16 protein-coding genes are annotated in these 18080 nt (G+C 72.6%); 6 read left to right on the top strand and 10 right to left on the bottom strand.

Translation table 11 applies throughout. From position 1 onward, the window contains the following. Window positions 1-26: 26 nt before the first annotated feature. Window positions 27-1112 (bottom strand): hypothetical protein, encoded by a 1086-nt coding sequence (locus ABUL08_RS12165; RefSeq protein ID WP_350937533.1) that lies wholly within the window; start codon window positions 1110-1112, stop codon window positions 27-29. Window positions 1113-1248: 136 nt separating this feature from the next. Here ABUL08_RS12165 and ABUL08_RS12170 point away from each other — a divergent pair, with 136 nt between their 5' ends. From ABUL08_RS12170 to ABUL08_RS12190, 5 genes are all read left to right on the top strand, one after another. Next, window positions 1249-2514 (top strand): macrolide family glycosyltransferase, encoded by a 1266-nt coding sequence (locus ABUL08_RS12170; protein WP_350937536.1) that lies wholly within the window; start codon window positions 1249-1251, stop codon window positions 2512-2514. Further along, entirely contained in the window at window positions 2511-3728 is a 1218-nt protein-coding gene (locus ABUL08_RS12175; protein ID WP_350937537.1) for a macrolide family glycosyltransferase, read from the top strand. Before ABUL08_RS12170 ends, ABUL08_RS12175 begins: the two co-directional genes overlap by 4 nt. Then, the gene (locus ABUL08_RS12180) at window positions 3725-4930 is read left to right on the top strand and encodes a macrolide family glycosyltransferase (RefSeq protein WP_350937539.1); all 1206 of its coding nucleotides are present in this window, start codon (window positions 3725-3727) and stop codon (window positions 4928-4930) included. The genes ABUL08_RS12175 and ABUL08_RS12180 overlap by 4 nt, the downstream gene beginning before the upstream one ends. Further along, window positions 4927-6240 (top strand): cytochrome P450, encoded by a 1314-nt coding sequence (locus tag ABUL08_RS12185; protein WP_350937541.1) that lies wholly within the window; start codon window positions 4927-4929, stop codon window positions 6238-6240. The genes ABUL08_RS12180 and ABUL08_RS12185 overlap by 4 nt, the downstream gene beginning before the upstream one ends. 73 nt (window positions 6241-6313) lie before the next feature. Continuing rightward, on the top strand, window positions 6314-6772 hold the full coding sequence (locus tag ABUL08_RS12190; protein ID WP_350937543.1) for a hypothetical protein: 459 nt from the start codon (window positions 6314-6316) through the stop codon (window positions 6770-6772). A gap of 51 nt (window positions 6773-6823) precedes the next feature. Here the strand turns inward: ABUL08_RS12190 and ABUL08_RS12195 are convergent, their stop codons facing one another. The 5 genes from ABUL08_RS12195 to ABUL08_RS12215 all read right to left on the bottom strand — a co-directional run bounded on the left by ABUL08_RS12195 (window position 6824) and on the right by ABUL08_RS12215 (window position 13326). Beyond that, window positions 6824-8173 carry an aminotransferase family protein gene (locus ABUL08_RS12195; protein WP_350937545.1) on the bottom strand — a complete coding sequence of 450 codons (1350 nt, stop codon included), beginning with the start codon at window positions 8171-8173 and terminating at the stop codon, window positions 6824-6826. 73 nt (window positions 8174-8246) lie between these two features. After that, window positions 8247-9242, bottom strand: a complete 996-nt coding sequence (locus ABUL08_RS12200; RefSeq protein ID WP_350937546.1) for a 3-oxoacyl-ACP synthase III family protein — start codon at window positions 9240-9242, stop codon at window positions 8247-8249. After that, window positions 9239-9892 (bottom strand): SRPBCC family protein, encoded by a 654-nt coding sequence (locus tag ABUL08_RS12205; protein ID WP_350937548.1) that lies wholly within the window; start codon window positions 9890-9892, stop codon window positions 9239-9241. Before ABUL08_RS12205 ends, ABUL08_RS12200 begins: the two co-directional genes overlap by 4 nt. Next, window positions 9864-11606, bottom strand: a complete 1743-nt coding sequence (locus ABUL08_RS12210) for a thiamine pyrophosphate-binding protein (RefSeq protein WP_350937550.1) — start codon at window positions 11604-11606, stop codon at window positions 9864-9866. Before ABUL08_RS12210 ends, ABUL08_RS12205 begins: the two co-directional genes overlap by 29 nt. Before the next feature lie 79 nt (window positions 11607-11685). Continuing rightward, window positions 11686-13326: a beta-N-acetylhexosaminidase gene (locus tag ABUL08_RS12215; RefSeq protein ID WP_350937552.1), complete on the bottom strand. Its 1641-nt coding sequence runs from the start codon at window positions 13324-13326 to the stop codon at window positions 11686-11688. A gap of 232 nt (window positions 13327-13558) precedes the next feature. On the opposite strand from ABUL08_RS12215, the gene rfbA reads away from it, so the two are divergent. Continuing rightward, window positions 13559-14440 carry a glucose-1-phosphate thymidylyltransferase RfbA gene (rfbA, locus tag ABUL08_RS12220; RefSeq protein WP_350937554.1) on the top strand — a complete coding sequence of 294 codons (882 nt, stop codon included), beginning with the start codon at window positions 13559-13561 and terminating at the stop codon, window positions 14438-14440. A 184-nt stretch (window positions 14441-14624) separates the two neighbouring features. Here the strand turns inward: rfbA and rfbB are convergent, their stop codons facing one another. The 4 genes from rfbB to ABUL08_RS12240 are packed head-to-tail and all read right to left on the bottom strand — an operon-like array spanning window position 14625 to window position 18042. Then, window positions 14625-15578, bottom strand: a complete 954-nt coding sequence (gene rfbB, locus ABUL08_RS12225) for a dTDP-glucose 4,6-dehydratase (RefSeq protein WP_350937556.1) — start codon at window positions 15576-15578, stop codon at window positions 14625-14627. Further along, window positions 15575-16789 carry a cyclic dehypoxanthinyl futalosine synthase gene (gene mqnC / locus ABUL08_RS12230; protein WP_350937557.1) on the bottom strand — a complete coding sequence of 405 codons (1215 nt, stop codon included), beginning with the start codon at window positions 16787-16789 and terminating at the stop codon, window positions 15575-15577. Before mqnC ends, rfbB begins: the two co-directional genes overlap by 4 nt. A gap of 18 nt (window positions 16790-16807) precedes the next feature. Further along, window positions 16808-17698: a menaquinone biosynthetic enzyme MqnA/MqnD family protein gene (locus ABUL08_RS12235; protein ID WP_377522138.1), complete on the bottom strand. Its 891-nt coding sequence runs from the start codon at window positions 17696-17698 to the stop codon at window positions 16808-16810. A 50-nt stretch (window positions 17699-17748) separates the two neighbouring features. Next, window positions 17749-18042, bottom strand: coding sequence for a ferredoxin (locus ABUL08_RS12240; protein ID WP_350937560.1), 294 nt, complete (start codon window positions 18040-18042; stop codon window positions 17749-17751). Window positions 18043-18080: the final 38 nt, after the last annotated feature.

The raw sequence follows: 18080 nt of genomic DNA on the forward strand, positions 1-18080 counted from the left end.
GGTCCGGCGGTGCCCGACGGGGTCGCTCAGTACAGGCCCTCGGGCTTGTCGGTGCTGATCTGCAGCGGCGCCACGTTGGCGACGCCGTCGCAGGGCCACTCGTCGGAGGTGCGGAACCGGATGGCCTGGTCGCGTTCCAGCACGTTCGGCAGGAAGAGGTCCTCGTGCAGCACCATCAGCCGCACCCGGCCCACCTCGCCGTACTCCACCACCCGGTCGGGGTTCTCCCGGTCCACCACGGTCATCGTGGTGTGCGGGAAGTTCGGCACGTACGGCAGCGTCTCGCCGCCGTCGGGCGAGGGCAGGCCGTTGGCGTTGCCGAAGGTGTTGCCGTAGGTGGCGCCGATGACGCCGTCCGGCATGGCGGCGGAGAACCGCTGCCAGGCGTCCGGGGTGAGCTGGGTGCCGCCGAGATAGACGCCGGAGAGCTTCGCGGTGAGTTCCGGACGCCGGTTGATCAGGGCCTGCACCACCGCGGGGGTGGTCCGCAGGTAGTCCACCGGCCGGCTCTCCAGGATGTCGGTGACCTGCTCGATGACGTGGTCGACGTACCGGTTCATCTCGGCGAGCTGGCCGCCCCGGATCAGCGTCTTGATCCAGCGGGGGTCGAGGTCGACGGAATAGACCATCGAGCCGTCGATGTCGGCGAGCTGGTCGGCCTCCTCACCGACCAGGTGCGGCCCGCTGGGGCAGGCGTCGATCCAGACGGCGCCGGGCCGGAAGCCGACCATCTGCCGCCCGCGCAGCCGCCAGGCCGCCCAGTGCACCGACATCGCCTCGGTGTAGTGGACCCGGCACGGCTTGCCGGTGGTGCCGGCGGACTCCCACACCCGGCCGGCCAGCGGCCGGGGCACGCTGCGCGGGACGAAGTCCGCCGGGTCCAGGTCGCGCAGGACGGCGAGGTCGAAGTTGCCGAACGCGGACAGCTCGTCGTACCGGGTGATCTCCAGGGGGTCGAAGTCGAGTTCGGCGCGACGCTTCAGCCAGTAGTCGGACCCGCCCTCCGGATCGAAGTGACGGCGCAGGACGTGGCGCGTCCACGCGTCGAGGTCCCGGGCCAGCCAGTCATCGGTCAGCCCCTGCAGCTCTTCCTTGCTCGCCTTCACCGACATGCCGGCAGTATCGGCGAGGTGGCAGTGAGGGATCCCCTAGAGCGTCCACCGCCACCGTTGGCACATCTAGCGAACGCCCTAGTGTTGCCGGCCACGCCCTGCCGCCGCCCGACGGAGCCGGTACATGATCCCCGGCGTGGACGCAGACCCGGACCGCCGCCCGACCGACCACGCACCGCGACACGTCGCCGTGTTCACCTTCCCGGCGTACGCGCACATCGCCCCGGCGGTGCCGATGCTGGCCGAGCTGGTCCGCCGCGGCCACCGGGTGACCTGTTTCGTGGTGGCCCGCTTCGCCGAGCTGGTCGCCGAAAGCGGCGCGGAGGTGGTCGAGTACGAGTCCGACTTCCCCTGGGCCGACGGCCCGACCGGGTCGCCGGTGGAGAACATCCTCGCCTTCTTCGCGGAGGCGGTCGCGCCGCTGCCGGCGGCGGTCGCCCGGCTCGCCGCCGACCGGCCCGACCTGATCGCGCACGACCTGGCCGCCTCCGAGGCCGGACGGATCCTGGCCCGCGCCTGGGACGTCCCGGTGGTGCAGCTCTGCCCCACCGTCGCCTCCAGCCCCGGCTTCTCCATGTCGGAGCGGCAGAGCCGCGAGGTCACCGGGCCGCCGCCGGAGCCGGTCGACCCGGCCGACCCGCGGTTCGCCGAGTTCATCGCCCGGCGGGAGAAGCTGCTCGCCGACCGGGGCCTGGCCGGGGTGTCGATCGACGGGTTCGGCGCCGAGCACGGGCCCAACATCGTCTTCCTGCCCCGCGAGTTCCAGCTCGCCCCGGAGACGTTCGACGAGAGGTTCACCTTCGTCGGCCCGTGCCTGACCGACGAGCCGACCGCCGGTGACTGGACCCCGCCGGCCGACGGGCGGGACGTGCTGCTGCTCTCGCTGGGCAGCTCGTACACTCCGGACCAGGCGGAGTTCCTGCGGTTCTGTGTGGACACCCTCGCCGACGGTCCGTGGCACGTCGTGCTGACCCTCGGCCACCGGGTGCGGCGGGAGGACTTCGGCCCGCTGCCCGACAACGTCGAGGCGCACCAGTGGCTGCGGCACCCGCAGGTGCTGCGGCACGCCGCCGGCTTCGTCACGCACGCCGGGATGGGCAGCGTGATGGAGTCCCTCTTCCACGGCGTGCCGATGGTGCTGGTGCCCTACCACGTCGACCAGCGGGTGATCGCCGGCCGGACGGCCGAACTGGACCTCGGCCGGGTCATGCGCCGCGAGGAGACCAGCCCGCAGAAGCTGCGCACGGCGGTCGAGGAGATCACCGGCGACCCGCGCATCCGGGCGGCCGTGGCGCGGATGCGCGACCACGTGCACTCCGCCGGTGGCGCGGCCCGGGCGGCGGACGCCGTCGAGTCGCTGATCGCCGCCCACGCCCACCACACCGACAGGGAGCGTTCATGACCGGCCGCCACATCGCGTTCTTCAACTATCCGGCCCACGGCCACGTCAACCCGACGCTGCCGGTGGTGGCGGAGCTGGTGCGGCGGGGCCACCGCGTGACGTACGTGGTCGCGTCGCACTTCGCGGACGTGGTCGCGGCGACCGGCGCGGAGGTGATCGGCTACGAGTCGGTGGTGCCGAAGTCGTGGGCGACCGTCGCCATCCCGTCGACCATCACCGGCGACGACATGGCCGAGGCGGCGGCGGTGCACCTGGCGGAGGTGTTCACCCCGCTGCCGGAGGTGAAGCGCCGCCTCGACGCCGACCGGCCGGACGTGATGGTCTACGACTCCTTCGGCTACGCCACCGGCCGGCTGCTGGCCCGGGCCTGGGACCTGCCGTCGGTGCTGACCGCCACCACCTTCGTCTCCAGCGACACCTTCTCCCCGTACGCCGCGCTCGCCGCGACCATGACCCCGCCGGACCCGGACCATCCGGCGCTGCGCCGGGAGCGGGAGCTGATGCGCCGCACCCTGGACGAGAACGGCCTCGGCCACCTGTCCAACGAGGACTTCGCCGGCGCCCCGGAGGCGAAGACGCTGGTCTTCGTGCCGCCGGAGTTCCAGCCCGGCATCGAGACCTTCGACGACCGGTTCGTCTTCGTCGGGCCGTGCATCGGCGACCGCGCCCACCAGGGCGCGTGGACCCCGCCGGGCGACGACCGGCCGGTGGTGCTGGTCGCGCTCGGCAGCTTCGGGTACGAGAACCAGCTCGCCTTCTACCGCGACGCCCTCGCCGCCCTGGTGGACCTGCCGTGGCACGTGGTGATGTCGCTGGGCGGCCTGGTCACCCCCGAGGACCTGGGCCCGTTGCCGGCGCACGTGGAGGCCCGCCCGTGGGTGCCGCAGCTGTCGGTGCTGGAGCACGCCTCCGCGTTCGTGTCGCACGCCGGCATGGGCAGCACGATGGAGTCGCTCTCCTTCGGCGTGCCGCCGGTGGTGGTGCCCCGCACCGGCGAGCAGGACCTGGTCGCCGCCCGGGTGGTCGAGCTGGGACTGGGCCGCTGCCTCACGCCCGCCGAGCTGACCGCCGACCGGCTGCGCGACGCGGTGCTCGGCCTGCGCGACGACACCGGCGTACGACGGCGGGTGGCGGACCTGGCGGGGGCCATCGCGGCCCGCAAGGGCCCGTCGCTCGCCGCGGACACCATCGAGGCCCGGCTGGTCGGGGCATGACCGGCCGGCACCTGCTCGTGCTGCCCTATCCGGCGTACGGGCACATGATGCCGGTGCTGCCCGTGCTGGCCGAGCTGGTCGCCCGAGGGCACCGGGTGACCTGCTTCGCCACCGACGACTTCGCCGACCGGGTCCGCGCCACGGGCGCGCAGGCGCACCCGTACGAGCCGCCGCCGCCGTCGGACCCGCCGCCGGACGTGATCGACGCCGACGAGTGCGCCCGGGCACCGCTGAAGCTGCTGAAGGCGAGCCTGGCGGTGCTGCCGACGATCGAGGCGCGCCTCGCCGGCCCCCCGGACGCCGTCGTCTACGACACCACGCTCTGGCTCACCGGACGGCTGCTCGCCGCCCGGTGGGGACGCCCGAGCATCCAGCTCTGCCCCACCTTCGTCTCGAACGACCACTTCAACCTCTCCGACCAGCACCAGGACTTCGCCGGGCAGATCGACCCGGCGCACCCGGCCCTGGCCGAGTTCGCCACCCGGCTGACCGAGGCGGTCACCGGCAGCGGGCTGCCCGCACAGCAGCAGGTGGAGCTCTTCCACGGCCGGGAGGAGTTCACCCTCGCCTTCCTGCCGCGCGAGTTCCAGTTCGCCGGCGACACCTTCGACGAGCGGCACGTCTTCGTCGGCCCGACCGGGCAGAGCGACGACGGGCCGGGCTGGCAGCCGCCCGCCGACGGCAACCCGGTGCTGCTGGTCTCGCTCGGCACCACGGTCAACAACCGGCCGGACTTCTTCCGCGACTGCGTCCGCGCCTTCGCCGGGCAGCCCTGGCACGTGGTGATCGCGCTCGGCGCCCGGGTCGACCCGGCGGAGCTGGGCGAGCTGCCGCCGAACGTGGAGGCGCACCGCTGGGTGCCGCTGCGCGCGGTGCTGGCGCACGCGTCGGTCTTCCTCTGCCAGTCCGGGATGGGCAGCATCATGGAGTCGCTGCACGCCGGGGTGCCGATGGTGGTGGTGCCGCACCACCCGGAGCAGCACGTCAACGCGCGCCGGCTGACCGAGCTGGGGCTGGCCCGGGTGGTCGGGCGGGACGAGGCGTCCGCCGAGGCGCTGCGCGACGCGGTGGACCGGGTCGCGGCCGACCCGGCCATCCGGGAGCGGGTGCAGCGGATGCGGGAACACGTCCTCGCGGCCGGCGGCGCGGTCCGCGCGGCCGACGCCGTCGAGCAGCGGCTGCGGACGGAGGTGGCGGCATGACCGACACCGCACCGCCGGTCACGGCGACCGCCGCCGACGAGCCGGTCACCCTGCCGGTGCGGCGGGGCTGCCCCTTCGACCCGCCCGACGGGTACGCCGCGCTGCGGGAGCACCGCCCGGTGGCGCCGCTGCGGCTCACCGTGGGGCCGGGGGACGGCGTCGGCTGGCTGGTGACCCGCCTCGCCGACGCCCGGCGGGTGCTCAGCGACAGCCGGTTCAGCCACCGCAACGAACTGATCGGCCTGCCGATCCCCCCACCGTTCCCGATCGACGACTACACGCCGCCACCGGCCGCGCCGGGCGCGTTCATCAAGATGGACCGGCCGGAACACACCCGCTACCGGCGGGTGCTCAACCGGCGGTTCACCGTACGCGGCGTCGCCGAGCTGACCCCGATGATCACCCGGATCACGCACGAGCACCTGGACCGGATGGCCGCCGCCACCGGCCCGGTGGACCTGGTCACCGCGTTCGCCGAGCCGGTGCCGGTGCGGGTGATGTGCGAGCTGGTCGGGGTGCCGACGCCGGCGCAGGAGACCCTCGCCGCCCAGTTCGCCGTGCTGTCCCGGATGTCGTACACCGTCGAGGAGCTGATCGCCGCCTGCACGGTGGTCGACGGGGTGCTCCGGGAGCTGGTCGCGGCGGCGCGCGTCGACCCGGGGGCGAACCTGCTCGGCGACCTCGCCCGCGACGACAGCCTGACCGACACCGAGCGGGTGAACCTGGCCTGGGCGCTGCTCGGCGGCGGGTTCGACACGACCGCCAGCATGATCGCGCTCGGCACGTACGCGCTGCTGCGCCACCCGGACCAGCTGGCGCTGCTGCGCGCCCGACCCGAGCTGGTGGACAGCGCGGTCGAGGAGCTGCTGCGTCACCTGACCATCTCGCACCTGGGGGCGAGCCGGGCCGCGCTGGAGGACGTCGAGCTGGGCGGCGTACGCATCCGCGCGGGCGACACGGTGGTGGTGGCGCTGCCGGCCGCGAACCGGGACCCCGCGCACTTCACCGACCCCGACCGGCTGGACATCACCGCGGACCGTCGGGGACACGTGGCGTTCGGCCACGGCGTGCACCAGTGCATCGGCCAGAACCTGGCCCGGGCCGTGCTGCGGGTGGCCTGCCCGGCGCTGTTCGACCGGTTCCCGTCGCTGCGGCTGGCCCGTCCGGCGGACGAGATCCCGATGCGGGACGACATGCTGCACTACGGCGTGCACGAGTTGCCGGTGACCTGGGACCGTCCGGCGGACCCCACGGTCGGGGCGGCGACACCGGCCGTGAGGGCCCCCGGGCCGTCCGCCGACGTGCCATAATTCCCGAATTGATCTATCTCGTATCCTGCGGCCGACCGGTCAGGACGGTCAGAGCCTGGCCGGGAGTCGCGCCATGACGCAGTACACGGTGACCATCGAGTCACAGCCGGGAGGGTCGACGACCATCCTGCGCATCGAGACCACGCCGGAGCCCCGGATCGTCGAGGTGAACGTCCGGGCCGGCACCGACGGCGGGATCTCCTCGACCAGCCTGCCCCCGGTCGACCTGACCGCGATCGCCGCCGCGTTCAACCTCTGTCCGCACCGGCCGGACGACGTGCCGGCGGTCGGGTCGACGGTGGAGGCCCGGCCGGTGCCCCGACCCCGGGCGGCCACACCACCGGAGCCGGCCGGCGCCGCCGACCGGGCCACCCGCAACTACCGGCGGATGCCGGACGTGGCCGAGCTGGTCGAGGCGTACCGGGAGGCGGCGAGCGTCACCGAGCTGGCCCGGCAGTACGGGGTGCCCCGGCACACTATGAACGCCTGGCTCGGCCGGTTGCGGCGCGAGGGCGTCATCGAACGGCGTTGAGGCGTCCCGGGTGGCCGGCGTGATCCCGCCCGTCGGCCACCCGGGGACGAATCACTGAGTGGGCGGTGCCGCGTCGGCGGCCAGCACCCCGGCGTACAGCGCGTCGACGATCCGGTCGACCTGCTCGGCGGTGACGACCAGCGGCGGCGCGACGGAGAGCACGGTGCCCTCGCAGCGCACGATCACTCCGGCGGCCCGGCACGCGCCGACCACCTGCGCGGCCCGCATGAACGAGTCGAACTCCACCGCGGCGAGCAGCCCGACGCCGCGTACCTCCCGCACCCCCGGCAGCCCGCCCAGCCGCTGCGCGAGCTGCCCGCAGAGCCGCTCCCCGGCCGCCGCCGCGTTGGCGACCACGCCGTCGGTGTCGAGCACGTCGAGCACGGTCAGCGCGACGGCCGCGCCGAGCGCGTGCCCGCTGGTGGTGTGGCCGTGACGCAGCCCGCCGAGCATCGGGTCACCGGCGAACGCCTCGGCCACCGTCGAGGTCATGGTGACCGCGGCGAACGGGACGTATCCGCTGGTGAGGCCCTTGGCGGTGGTGATCACGTCGGGACGGATCCCCTCCCGCTGGTGCGCGAACCACACGCCCGTACGCCCCAGCCCGGTGGTGATCTCGTCGAGGATCAGCAGCACCCCGTGCCGGTCGCAGATCTCCCGGACCGCCCGCAGGTAGCCCTCCGGCAGCGGCCGGATGCCGCCCACCCCGAGCACCGGCTCCACGATGAACGCCGCGACCCGCTCCGCGCCGTGGGCGAGGATCGCCTCCTCCAGGGCCTCCGGTCCCGGCACCACGCACCCGTCGTGCGCCGCACCCGTCGCGCAGGCCGCGCAGCGCGGGGTCGGGACGTGGGCGAATCCGCCGGGCAGCGGCCCGCAGCCGGCCCACAGCAGCGGGGACGCGGTCATCGCCGACATGGCGATGGTGGTGCCGTGATAGCCCTCGGCCAGCGAGAGGACGGTGGTGCGCTCGGGCTGACCCCGCATCGCGTGGTACATCCGCACGATCCGGACCGCCGCCTCGTTGGCCTCCGAGCCGGAGTTGCAGAACAGGCTGTGCGTCAGCGGCTCGCCGTACAACTCGGCCAGCTTCGCGGCGAGCAGCACGGCGGCCTCGTTCGAGGCGCCGAGCAGGGCGTACGTCATGAGCTTCTCGGACTGCTCACGCAGCGCGGCGAGCACCCGGGGGTGGCCGTAGCCGAGGGTGGCGTTGTACTGGCCGCTGCGCCCGTCGAGGTAGCTGCGGCCGTGCGAGTCGGTGACCTCGCAGCCCTGCCCGGAGACGATCACCAGCTGCTCGCTCACGCCGACCGGCGTGAACGGGTGCAGCAGGTGGCGGTGGTCCAGCTCGGCCAGCTCCTCGCCGGTGTGGACCCGTGGTGCGACGGACGTGCCGGTCATCGGTGACAACTCCTGATCTGGGGTGGACGGACGGTGGCGCGGCGGCCGGGCGCGGGGCGGCCGGTCGGGCCGGTCACCAGCGGACGGCCGCGGCGGCGGCGAAGTCGCCGGCGTGCGCGAACGCGGAGAGCACGACCAGGTCACCCTTGCGGATCAGCCCCTCGTCGCGGGCGTGGTCCAGGGTCACCGGGATGCCGGCGCCGAAGAGGTTGCCGTAGCGGTCGAAGGTGTCCAGGTGCCGCTCGGGCTTGACCTGCAACGCCTCCCGCCAGTTGCGCAGGAACATCCGGTTGGGCTGGTTGGTCACCAGCACGTCGATGTCCCGGGTCGGGGTGCCGATCCGGTCGCAGACGTCGGTGGCGACCTGGGGCACCAGCTTGTTGCCCCGAGCGATGATCTTCGCGACCTTGCTGTCGGTGAACCCGATGTCGATCTGTCCCTCACCCGGCTCCCAGTACCGCCGGGTGTCGACGTTGAGTTCCATGTCGTTGGCGTACTCGATGCCCTGGTAGGAGACGACGTCGAGGATCGGCGACTCGTCACCGGCACGCAGGAAGCCCACGCCGCAGCCGTCGCCGGGCACCGGGGCGTGCTTGCGGCGGCGCACGTCGGACTGGACGAAGAGGTTGCCGGCGGTGTTCTGCACCGCGCAGATCAGCGCGGTCTCGGCCGCGCCGCTGCCGATGAGCTGCCGGGCCAGCTTCATCATGTAGACGAACGACGCGCAGCCGCTGTTGTGCACGTCGATGATCCATTCCGGGGCCGGGTCGAGCCCGAGCCGACCGGCGATGTCGGCGCCCGCACCGGTGAAGATCCGGTCCGGCAGCGCCACGTTGGTCAGCAGCACGTCCACCCGGGTGTCGCCCGCCTCGGCCAGCCGCTCCAGCATCGGCCGGGCCGCCCGCTCCGCCATGCTCGCGGCGGTCTCCTCGGGGCTGACGTGCCGCCGCTCGGCGGGCGCCCGGAACATCAGGCTGTCGGAGACCTGCTCGTCGCCGAAGTAGTAGCGGGTGTCGACGGCGTGGTCCGGCAGGTAGCTGCCGACGTCGACCAGACTGACCGGCCTCACCGGGCGGCCTCGGGGTTCGGCATGACGGAGATCTGCTGACCGGTGCGGTGCCGGTGCTCCAGGATCCGCTTGAGGTTGGTCAGCTCGATCTTGTGGCCGGCGTAGAAGAGCGGCCAGAAGTCACCCACCCAGGGCCGGTCCGGGTCCGGGGCCAGCTCCGGGTACGGGTTCTTGTCGTAGTTCGGGTGGTGGCAGTTCGTCCACGTCACCACCGACCCCGGACGGCCGAGCACCCGCTCGGCCGGCACCACCCGGAACAGGTAGATCATCCACAGGTCGTCGCCCTGGTCCCACGCGCAGTGGTAGTCCAGGGTCAACGCCTCCCGGTTCGGGATCAGCCGCATGTAGATCCGGGTGTCGTCGGCGAGGGTGTCCCAGCCGACATAGAGCCCCGGGGTGTCCGTCGGCTCGAACGCCCGCGTGCTGTACGTGTACTCGTCCAGGTTGTGGACGTTGCACAGGTAGTCGAAGACCTCCTCGGGCGGGCAGTCGATGTAGTCCTGCACGGTGCAGAAGTCGCCGTACACCTCGTCGTGCGGGTAGACGGCGTGGGTCATCCCGGCGGCCTGCGCCAGCAGCGCGTCGCGGCTGGTGGTCTCCCAGCGGACGAGGTCGGGGATGTCAGCCAACGGGTGGGACGTGCTCGGCACGGTTGCCTCCTGGACGCAGGGGTGGGTCGCCGATCAGGCGGAGGAAGGGGACGAAGGGTGGGGTCTCCCCCGGGTCGGTCTCGACGCAGACCAGCGCCGGGCCCGGCCGGTCGTTCGTGGCCAGCAGGGCGTCGCGCAGCTCGTCGGCCGTACCGGCGCGGACTGCGGGCAGCGACGGGAACATGGCCGCCACACCGGCCGCGAGGTGCGCCGGCTTGAACGTGTTGTACGAGTAGTCGGCGTGCTGGAGCAGCTGCTCCCGGGTCACGCACATGGCGTGCGCGTTGTTGTTGAACACCACGAACGTCACCGGCACGTCGTACTCGACGGCGGTGTGCAGCTCCATGCCGTGGGCGTAGAAGCCGCCGTCGCCGGAGAGCACGTAGCTGCGCCGGCCGGTGGCGAACGCCGCCCCGATGCCGGCGCCGAAGCTGTGCCCCATCCCGCCCATGCCCAGCGCGATGACGAACCGGCCGCGGGGCGGGACGGGCAGGTGGTGCACGGCCGCGGCGCTGGCGTTGCCGGCGTCGGAGACCACGGTGGCGTCGGCGGGCACGGCCTCCCCGATCGCCCGGACCGCGTCCGGCAGCCGTACGCCGGGGGCGTCCAACGCCGGGGTGACCAGGTACTCGCGGTGCCCGGCCGGGTCACGCGGCACCGCCCGGGCCGGCGGCGCGCCGGCCAGCAACGCCACGGCGGCCCGCAGCTCCGCCCGCAGGTCACCGTCGACGTGCACCAGCGGCAGCCCGTCGGCCGGGGCCACGAAGGGCGGCTCCGGGTCGAAGCCGATCAGCGGGACGGTCGCCAGCGCCGCGTCGAGCCCGGCCCGGGCCATCACCGACAGCCGGGTCCCCACCAGCACGCAGAGCGCCGCGGCGTCGAGCCGGCGGCCCACGCTGGGGTGTCCGATCGCACCGGTCACACCGACGAACCGGGGGTCGTCGTTCGGGAAGGCGTCCTTGCCCTCCGGGGTCACCGCGACCCAGGCGTCCAGCCGCGCCACCAGCGCGGCCAGTTCGGCGCGGGCGTCGGCGTGGCCGACGCCGTCGCCGGCGACGACGAGGATCTCTCCCCCGTCGGCGACGGTCCGGGCCAGCAGGTCGGCGGCGGCCTGCCGGCCGGGGGCGGGCCCGCTCGCCGAGGTCGGCAGCTGCTCGACCGGCGCGAGACCGGCCACCGTGGCCTGCTGCACGTCCTTGGGCAGCAGCAGCACGGCCGGACCGCCGCGCGGGGACCGCGCGGCGTCGATCGCCGCGGCGAGCAGCTTGCCGGTGTCCGCCGGGTCGTCGACCCGCGCGCAGAACCGGGAGATGGTGCCGAAGAGTTCCGCCGCGTCGAACGCGCCGCCCCGCCCGCTGGAGTCCTGGAACGCGCCCCGGCCCTCCAGGTCGCGCGGCGGCTGGCCGACCAGCGCGAGCAGCGGCACCCGGGCGGCGTACGCCTCGGCGACGCCGGGCACCAGGTTCATCGCCCCGGCGCCCGAGGTGGCCATCACCACGCCGAGGCCACCGGAGGCGCGGACACTCCCCTCGGCCATGCAGGTGGCGGCGAACTCGTGCTTGGCGACCACGGCGCGGATCCGGCCGTCGGTGCGGTGCGCCGCGTCGTACAGGTCCTCGATGTTCGCGCCGCCGACGCCGAAGACGTGCGAGACGCCGGTCGCGGCGAGCGCGGACATGATGTGGTCGGCGACCCGCGGGCTGCCGTTGCTCATGGTGCCTCCCCTTTGCCGGGCCGCCCCGGCCGGGACCCGTCAGGATCCACCGGCCGGGGCGGCGTCAGCGACGGATGGTTCAGCTGCAACCGGCCCACGACACGCCGCCGGCGCGGGTGTAGTTCACCCGGGCCGTCCGCAGTCGGGGGCCCTGAGCGGCGAGCCGCTCGGCGAACGCGTCCCAGTTGTGGCTGCTCTTCGGTGACCAGCCGATCTCGGCGGTGGCCAGCAGTCGGGGGAAGGCGAGCGCCTCGATGTGCTCCAGGGCGAACACCGTCTCCGTCCACAGGGCCGCCTCGACCCCGGCGACGGCCGACTCGTCCACGCCGGGCAGCTCGGTGTCCGGCTGCCAGTTGTAGGCGTCGTCGACCTCGGTGGTGCCGGCCCAGACGTTGCCCAGCGGGTACGCCGGCTGCGCGTCGTTGTACTTCATGTCCAGGTACGCGTGGTCGGCCGGCGTCATGATGAACTTCGTGCCCTTCGCGGCGGCCGCCGCGACCTCGTCGTTGTTCACGCCGTTGATCCAGTACTGGCCGATCGCCTCGCCCGGCTGCGCGCTGACCATCTCCTGCCAGCCGATCAGCTTCTTGCCGTACTTGCGGACGATCGGGGTGACCTTGGAGATGTAGTAGGCGAAGTCCTCCGGCGCCATCGAGTGCGCCTCGTCCGAACCGATGTGCAGGTACGGGCCGGGGGTCAGCGCGGCGATCTCCCGGATGACGTCGTCGAGGAACTTGTAGGTGATGGCCTTGCGGACGCAGAGCAGACCGTCCGGGCTGGGCACGTAGCCGGTGTACAGCTCCTTGGCCTTGCCGTCGCAGTTCAGCTTCGCGTACGAGGCGAGGGCGGCCTGGGAGTGGCCCGGACCCTCGATCTCCGGCACCACGGTGATGCCGCGCGCGGCGGCGTACGCGACGATCTCGCGGAAGTCCGCCTTGCTGTAGTGGCCGGGCAGCTGACCGCCGACGCCGCTGCTGCCGCCGAAGGTGGCGAGCTTCGGCCAGGAGTCGATCGCGATCCGCCAGCCCGCGTCGTCGGTCAGGTGCAGGTGCAGATAGTTGACCTTGTAGCGGGCGACGTTGTCGATGTACGTCTTCACGGTCTCCACCGGGAAGAAGTGCCGCGCCACGTCGAGCAGCGCACCGCGGTACGCGTAGCGCGGGTAGTCCAGGATGTGGCCGGACTGCACCGTCCACGGGCCGCTCTGCCGGGTGGCGGACTCGATCCGCACCGGCAGCAGCTGGCGCAGCGTCTGCACGCCGCTGAAGAGACCGGCCGGCTCGTTGGCCCGGATGACCACGGACCGGCGGGTGACGTCCAGCTCGTAGCCCTGCGCCCCGACGCGGGGGTCGGCGCCGCCGAGCAGCAGCGAGATGCCGTCGCCCGGCCGGTCGGCCGTGGTCGACTTCACCGGCAGCCCGAAGCCGGTGGCCGGCTTGAGCAGGGTGGACAGATAGTTGCCGGCGTCCGTCGCGCCGGGCGCCCCGGCGGTGACCTGGATCTGGGCGCCGGAGCGCAGCTCGAACGCCGCCCCCTCGGCGGTCCGCACCTCGACCGGGACCGGGACGAGCTGGTTCAGCGACACCTCGGCCCGCCGCACCTCGGCGGCCGGCGCGGCGGCACCGATCGAGGCAACCGTGCCGACTGCCACCGTCGCCGCGACGACGACGGTGGTCAGTCCTTTCTTGCTACGAATCAGGGTGGTGGGAAGTACACGCATACTCAACCGCCATCTCGAGAGGATCCTGGGGTGACCCCCGGTTGCTGGATCAGGGTGGACGAATGCGCCGGGTGCGTGAACCTCTGACCGGTCAATCAGGCTCCGAATTAGCAAAGGCCCTAGTCTTCCGATCGCCGCCCTCCGGTATCCGCCGCACGCGGGCGAATACTGAGCCGGCCACCGAGACGATCGGGCGGTCACCGTCAGCGACGACAACGGGAGTGACGGTCACGTGAAGGGCATCATCCTGGCCGGCGGAGCCGGCACCCGACTGCATCCGGTGACGGTTGCCGTGTCCAAGCAACTGCTTCCGGTCTACGACAAACCGATGATCTACTACCCGCTCTCGGTGCTCATGCTGGCCGGGATCCGGGACATCCTGATCATCTCCACCCCCGAGGACCAGCCCCTGTTCCGCCGCCTCTTCGGCGACGGCAGCGAGCTGGGCCTGCAGATGAGCTACGCCGTGCAGCCCGAGCCGAACGGACTGCCCGAGGCGTTCATCATCGGCGCCGAGCACATCGGCGACGAGTCGGTGGCGCTGATCCTCGGCGACAACATCTTCCACGGCCCCGGCATGTCGGGCTTCCTCGACGAGAGCTCCAAGCTGCTGGACGGCTGTGTCCTCTTCGGCTACCAGGTCTCCGATCCGGAGCGGTACGGCGTCGGCGAGATCGACGAGCAGAACCGGCTGGTACGGATCGAGGAGAAGCCGGCGAACCCGCGGACCAACCGGGCCATCACCGGGCTCTACTTCTTCGACAACAAGGTCGTCGACATCGCCAAGAACCTGGTCCCGTCGGCGCGCGGGGAGCTGGAGATCACCGACGTGATCCGGCACTACCAGCGGCAGGGCAAGGCGCGGGTGGTGGACCTCGGCCGGGGCTTCGCCTGGTTGGACACCGGCACCCACGAGTCGCTGCTGGACGCCGGACAGTTCGTGCAGGTGCTGGAGCACCGCCAGGGCGTCCGGATCGCCTGCCTGGAGGAGATCGCGCTGCGCCGCGGCTTCATCGACGCGGAGACCTGCCTGCGGCGGGCCCAGGCCAGCGCCAAGTCCGGGTACGGCGGCTACGTCATGCAGCTCGCCCGCGCCGAGCTGGACCAGGGGTAGCGTCTCGTCCGTCCCGCCGTCGCCAGCGGCGGGACGGACGGGACGCCGTCGGCGGACGCGCTACGAGGGACGCCCGGCACCACCCGTAGGGCGTCCTAGGAGGCTAGGTGCTCGGGGTGTCCGGGAAAAACGGGAAGGGCCGCCGGTGCTGCACCGGCGGCCCTTCCCGTTGTCGCGTGTGGCGTCAGGACTTCCACCAGCCGGGGTTGTCCCGGTACCACTGGACCGTGTCGGCCAGGCCGGCGTCGAAGTCGACCGCCGGCCGGTAGCCCAGCTTCTCGATCTTCCCGGTGTCCACCGAGTAGCGCAGGTCGTGGCCCTTACGGTCGCCGACCTGCCGGACCAGGCCCGGATCGGCGGCGCACAGCTCGACCAGCCGGCGGGTGATCTCCGCGTTGCTGGCCTCGAAGCCACTGCCGATGTTGTAGATCCCGCCCGGCTCACCCCGGGTCAGCACCAGCTGGATCCCCGCGCAGTGGTCGTCCACGTGCAGCCACTCCCGGACGTTGCGGCCGTCGCCGTAGAGCGGGACCGGCAGGCCCTGGAGCAGATTGGTGACGAAGAGCGGGATCAGCTTCTCGATGTGCTGGTAGGGGCCGTAGTTGTTGCAGCACCGGGTGGTCCGTACGTCCAGCCCGTGGGTGCGGTGGTAGGCCCGGGCGATCAGGTCGCTGCCCGCCTTGGACGCCGCGTACGGCGAGTTCGGCAGCAGCGGCTCGTCCTCGTCCCAGGAGCCGGACTCGATCGAGCCGTACACCTCGTCCGTGGAGACGCAGAGGACGGTGCCGACCTCCGCCCGCAGGCAGCTGTCCAGCAGCTGCTGGGTGCCGACCACGTTGGTCGAGACGAAGGCGGTGGCACCGGTCAGCGACCGGTCCACGTGCGACTCGGCGGCGAAGTGCACCACCGCGTCGTGCCCCGGCAGCAGCCCGGCCAGCAGCTCCGCGTCGCGGATGTCGCCGTGGACGAAACGCAGCCGCTCGTGCTCCATCGGCAGGCTGGCGGTGTTACCCGCGTAGGTCAGGCTGTCGAGCACGGTCACGTCCGCGTCCTCGTAGCCGGGGTAGCGGCCGTCCAGCATGGACCGGACGTAGTGCGAGCCGATGAAGCCGGCCCCGCCGGTGACGAGGACCCTCATGCCTCGCCCCGCGCACCGGAGAGCACGGGCAGCTGCTTGCGGGCCCGCGGCGCGTCGTCGGCGATGGACGACAGGTGCGACACCACCCGCTCGTCGACCGGGTCGTCCGCCGGGTCGTCGTGCACCCGCAGGTGCTCATACGTGGTGCTGCGCTGCGCCGGCACCCGGTCCGCGCCCCGGATCAGGGTGATCAGCTCGCCCAGGTTGGAGCGGTGCTTGGCGCCGGCCGAGGAGACCACGTTCTCCTCCAGCATGATCGAGCCCAGGTCGTCCGCGCCGTAGTGCAGGGAGAGCTGACCCAGCTCCTTGCCGGTGGTCAGCCAGGAACCCTGGATGTGCGCGACGTTGTGCAGGAACAGCCGGGCGATGGCGATCAGCCGCAGGTACTCCAGCGGGGTGGCCTGGGTGCGGCCCTTGAGGTGGTTGTTGTTCGGCTGGTAGGTGTACGGGATGAACGCCCGGAACCCGCCGGTGCGGTCCTGCACGTCGCGCACCATCGCCAGGTGCTCGATCCGCTCCGCGTTGGTCTCGCCGGTGCCCATCAGCATGGTGCAGGTGGACTCCACGCCGAGGCCGTGGGCCACCTCCATGATCTCCAGCCAGCGCTCGCCCGACTCCTTCAGCGGGGCGATCACCGTACGCGGGCGGGCCGGCAGCAGCTCGGCGCCGGCACCGGCGAACGAGTCCAGGCCGGCGTCGCGGATCCGGACGATGGCCTCCTCGACCGACACCCCGGAGACCTTGGCCATGTGCGCGACCTCGGAGGCACCGAGCGAGTGGATGACCAGCTGCGGGAACGCCTCCTTCACCGTGGAGAAGAGCCGCTCGTAGTACTCCACCCCGAACTCGGGGTGGTGCCCGCCCTGGAACATGATCTGCGTACCGCCCAGCTCGACGGTCTCCGCGCAGCGGCGCAGCATGTCGTCCAGGTCCCGGGTCCAGCCGGCCTCGCTCTTCGGCGGCGCGTAGAACGCGCAGAACTTGCACGCCGTGACGCAGACGTTGGTGTAGTTGATGTTGCGCTCGATGATGTACGTGGCGATCTGCTCGGTGCCGGCGTACCGGCGGCGACGGGCCGCGTCGGCCGCCTGCCCGAGGGCGTGCAGGGGGGCGTACCGGTAGAGGTCCAGGGCCTCGGCCGGGGTGATCCGACCACCACCGGCGGCCCGATCGAGGACCTCGGCGATGTCGATACTGGTGGATGTCGGCACAGGTTGCTGCCTTTCCGGCTAAGGGGTGACGGCTGCGTCGGGCAGCCCGGGTCGGTGGGCGTCGAGCAGGTGCAGGCGTACGTCCGGCGGGAAGCCGGCGTCCGGTCCGCCGACCCGGCGCGCGAACTCGGCGATGCCGGCGAGCTGCCGCTCGCCGAGCCGGAAGTCCAACGCGGTCAGGTAGTACCGGCGCAGCGTGTCGGCGTCGAACGCCTCCCAGCGGGCGGCCTGCGCGCAGATGTCGTCCATCTCGGTGAGGAAGAGGTCCCGGGACGCCAGGAAGCTGGCGTGCACCTCCCGGACCAGCTCCGGCTCCCGCTCGACGAACTCGCGGCGGGCCGCGAAGACGGCGAAGACGAACGGCAACCCGGTCCAGTCCTGCCACATCTGCCCGAGGTCGTGCACCTGGAGACCCAGCGCCGGGGCCTCGTGCAGCGCCGCGCGCAGGGCGGTGTCGCCGATCACCACGGCGGCCGGCGCCTCGGCCAGCATGGTGGCCAGGTCCGGCGGCCGGACGAAGAACTCCGGCTTCACCCCGATCGACTCGTTGAGCAGCAGCTCGGCCAGGCGGACCGAGGTGCGGCTGGTCGAGCTGAGCGCGATCGGCGCGCCGTCCAGCTCGTCCAGCGGGCACCGGCTGACGATCAGGCAGGACATGATCGGCCCGTCGCTGCCGACCGCGATGTCCGGCAGCACCACCAGGTCGTCGGCGTGCCGGAGGAACTCCATCATGCTGATCGGCCCGATGTCGAGGTCACCGGCGACCAGCGCGTCACTGAGACCGTCCGGGGTGTCCCGGGTCAGGTCCAGGTCGAGCAGCCCACCGGTACGGGCCAGCCCCCAGAACAGCGGGAGGCAGTTGAGGAACTGGATGTGGCCCACCCGTGGGCGTGGCCTCGGGGTGCGCAGCGCGCTCCCCGCACCGGCGGGGCCGCGGCCGAGCGGTTCGGCGGGGCCCGTCATACCGGGTCCGCGTCGGGCCCGTACACCTCGACACCGTCACTGCGGCGGCGCACGTGGATGCACTCGCCCGGGCACTCGGCGGCGGAGTCGGTCACGTCCTTGAGGCTGATCGTCGGCACCAGCACCGCCGAGCCGTCGTCCTTGCGCAGCTCGCCGTCGGCGCCCTTGACGTAGGCGAGGCCGTCGATGTCCAGCTCGAAGACGTCCGGCGCGTACTGCGCGCAGATCCCGTCCCCGGTGCAGAGCCCCTGGTCGATCCAGACCTCGAGGGCCTCTTCGGTTGCGGTCATGTCATCACCTGCTGATCGTTGGTCGGATCCGGATGGGT

Source organism: Micromonospora sp. CCTCC AA 2012012 (genome assembly GCF_040499845.1).
GTDB lineage: Bacteria > Actinomycetota > Actinomycetes > Mycobacteriales > Micromonosporaceae > Micromonospora > Micromonospora mangrovi.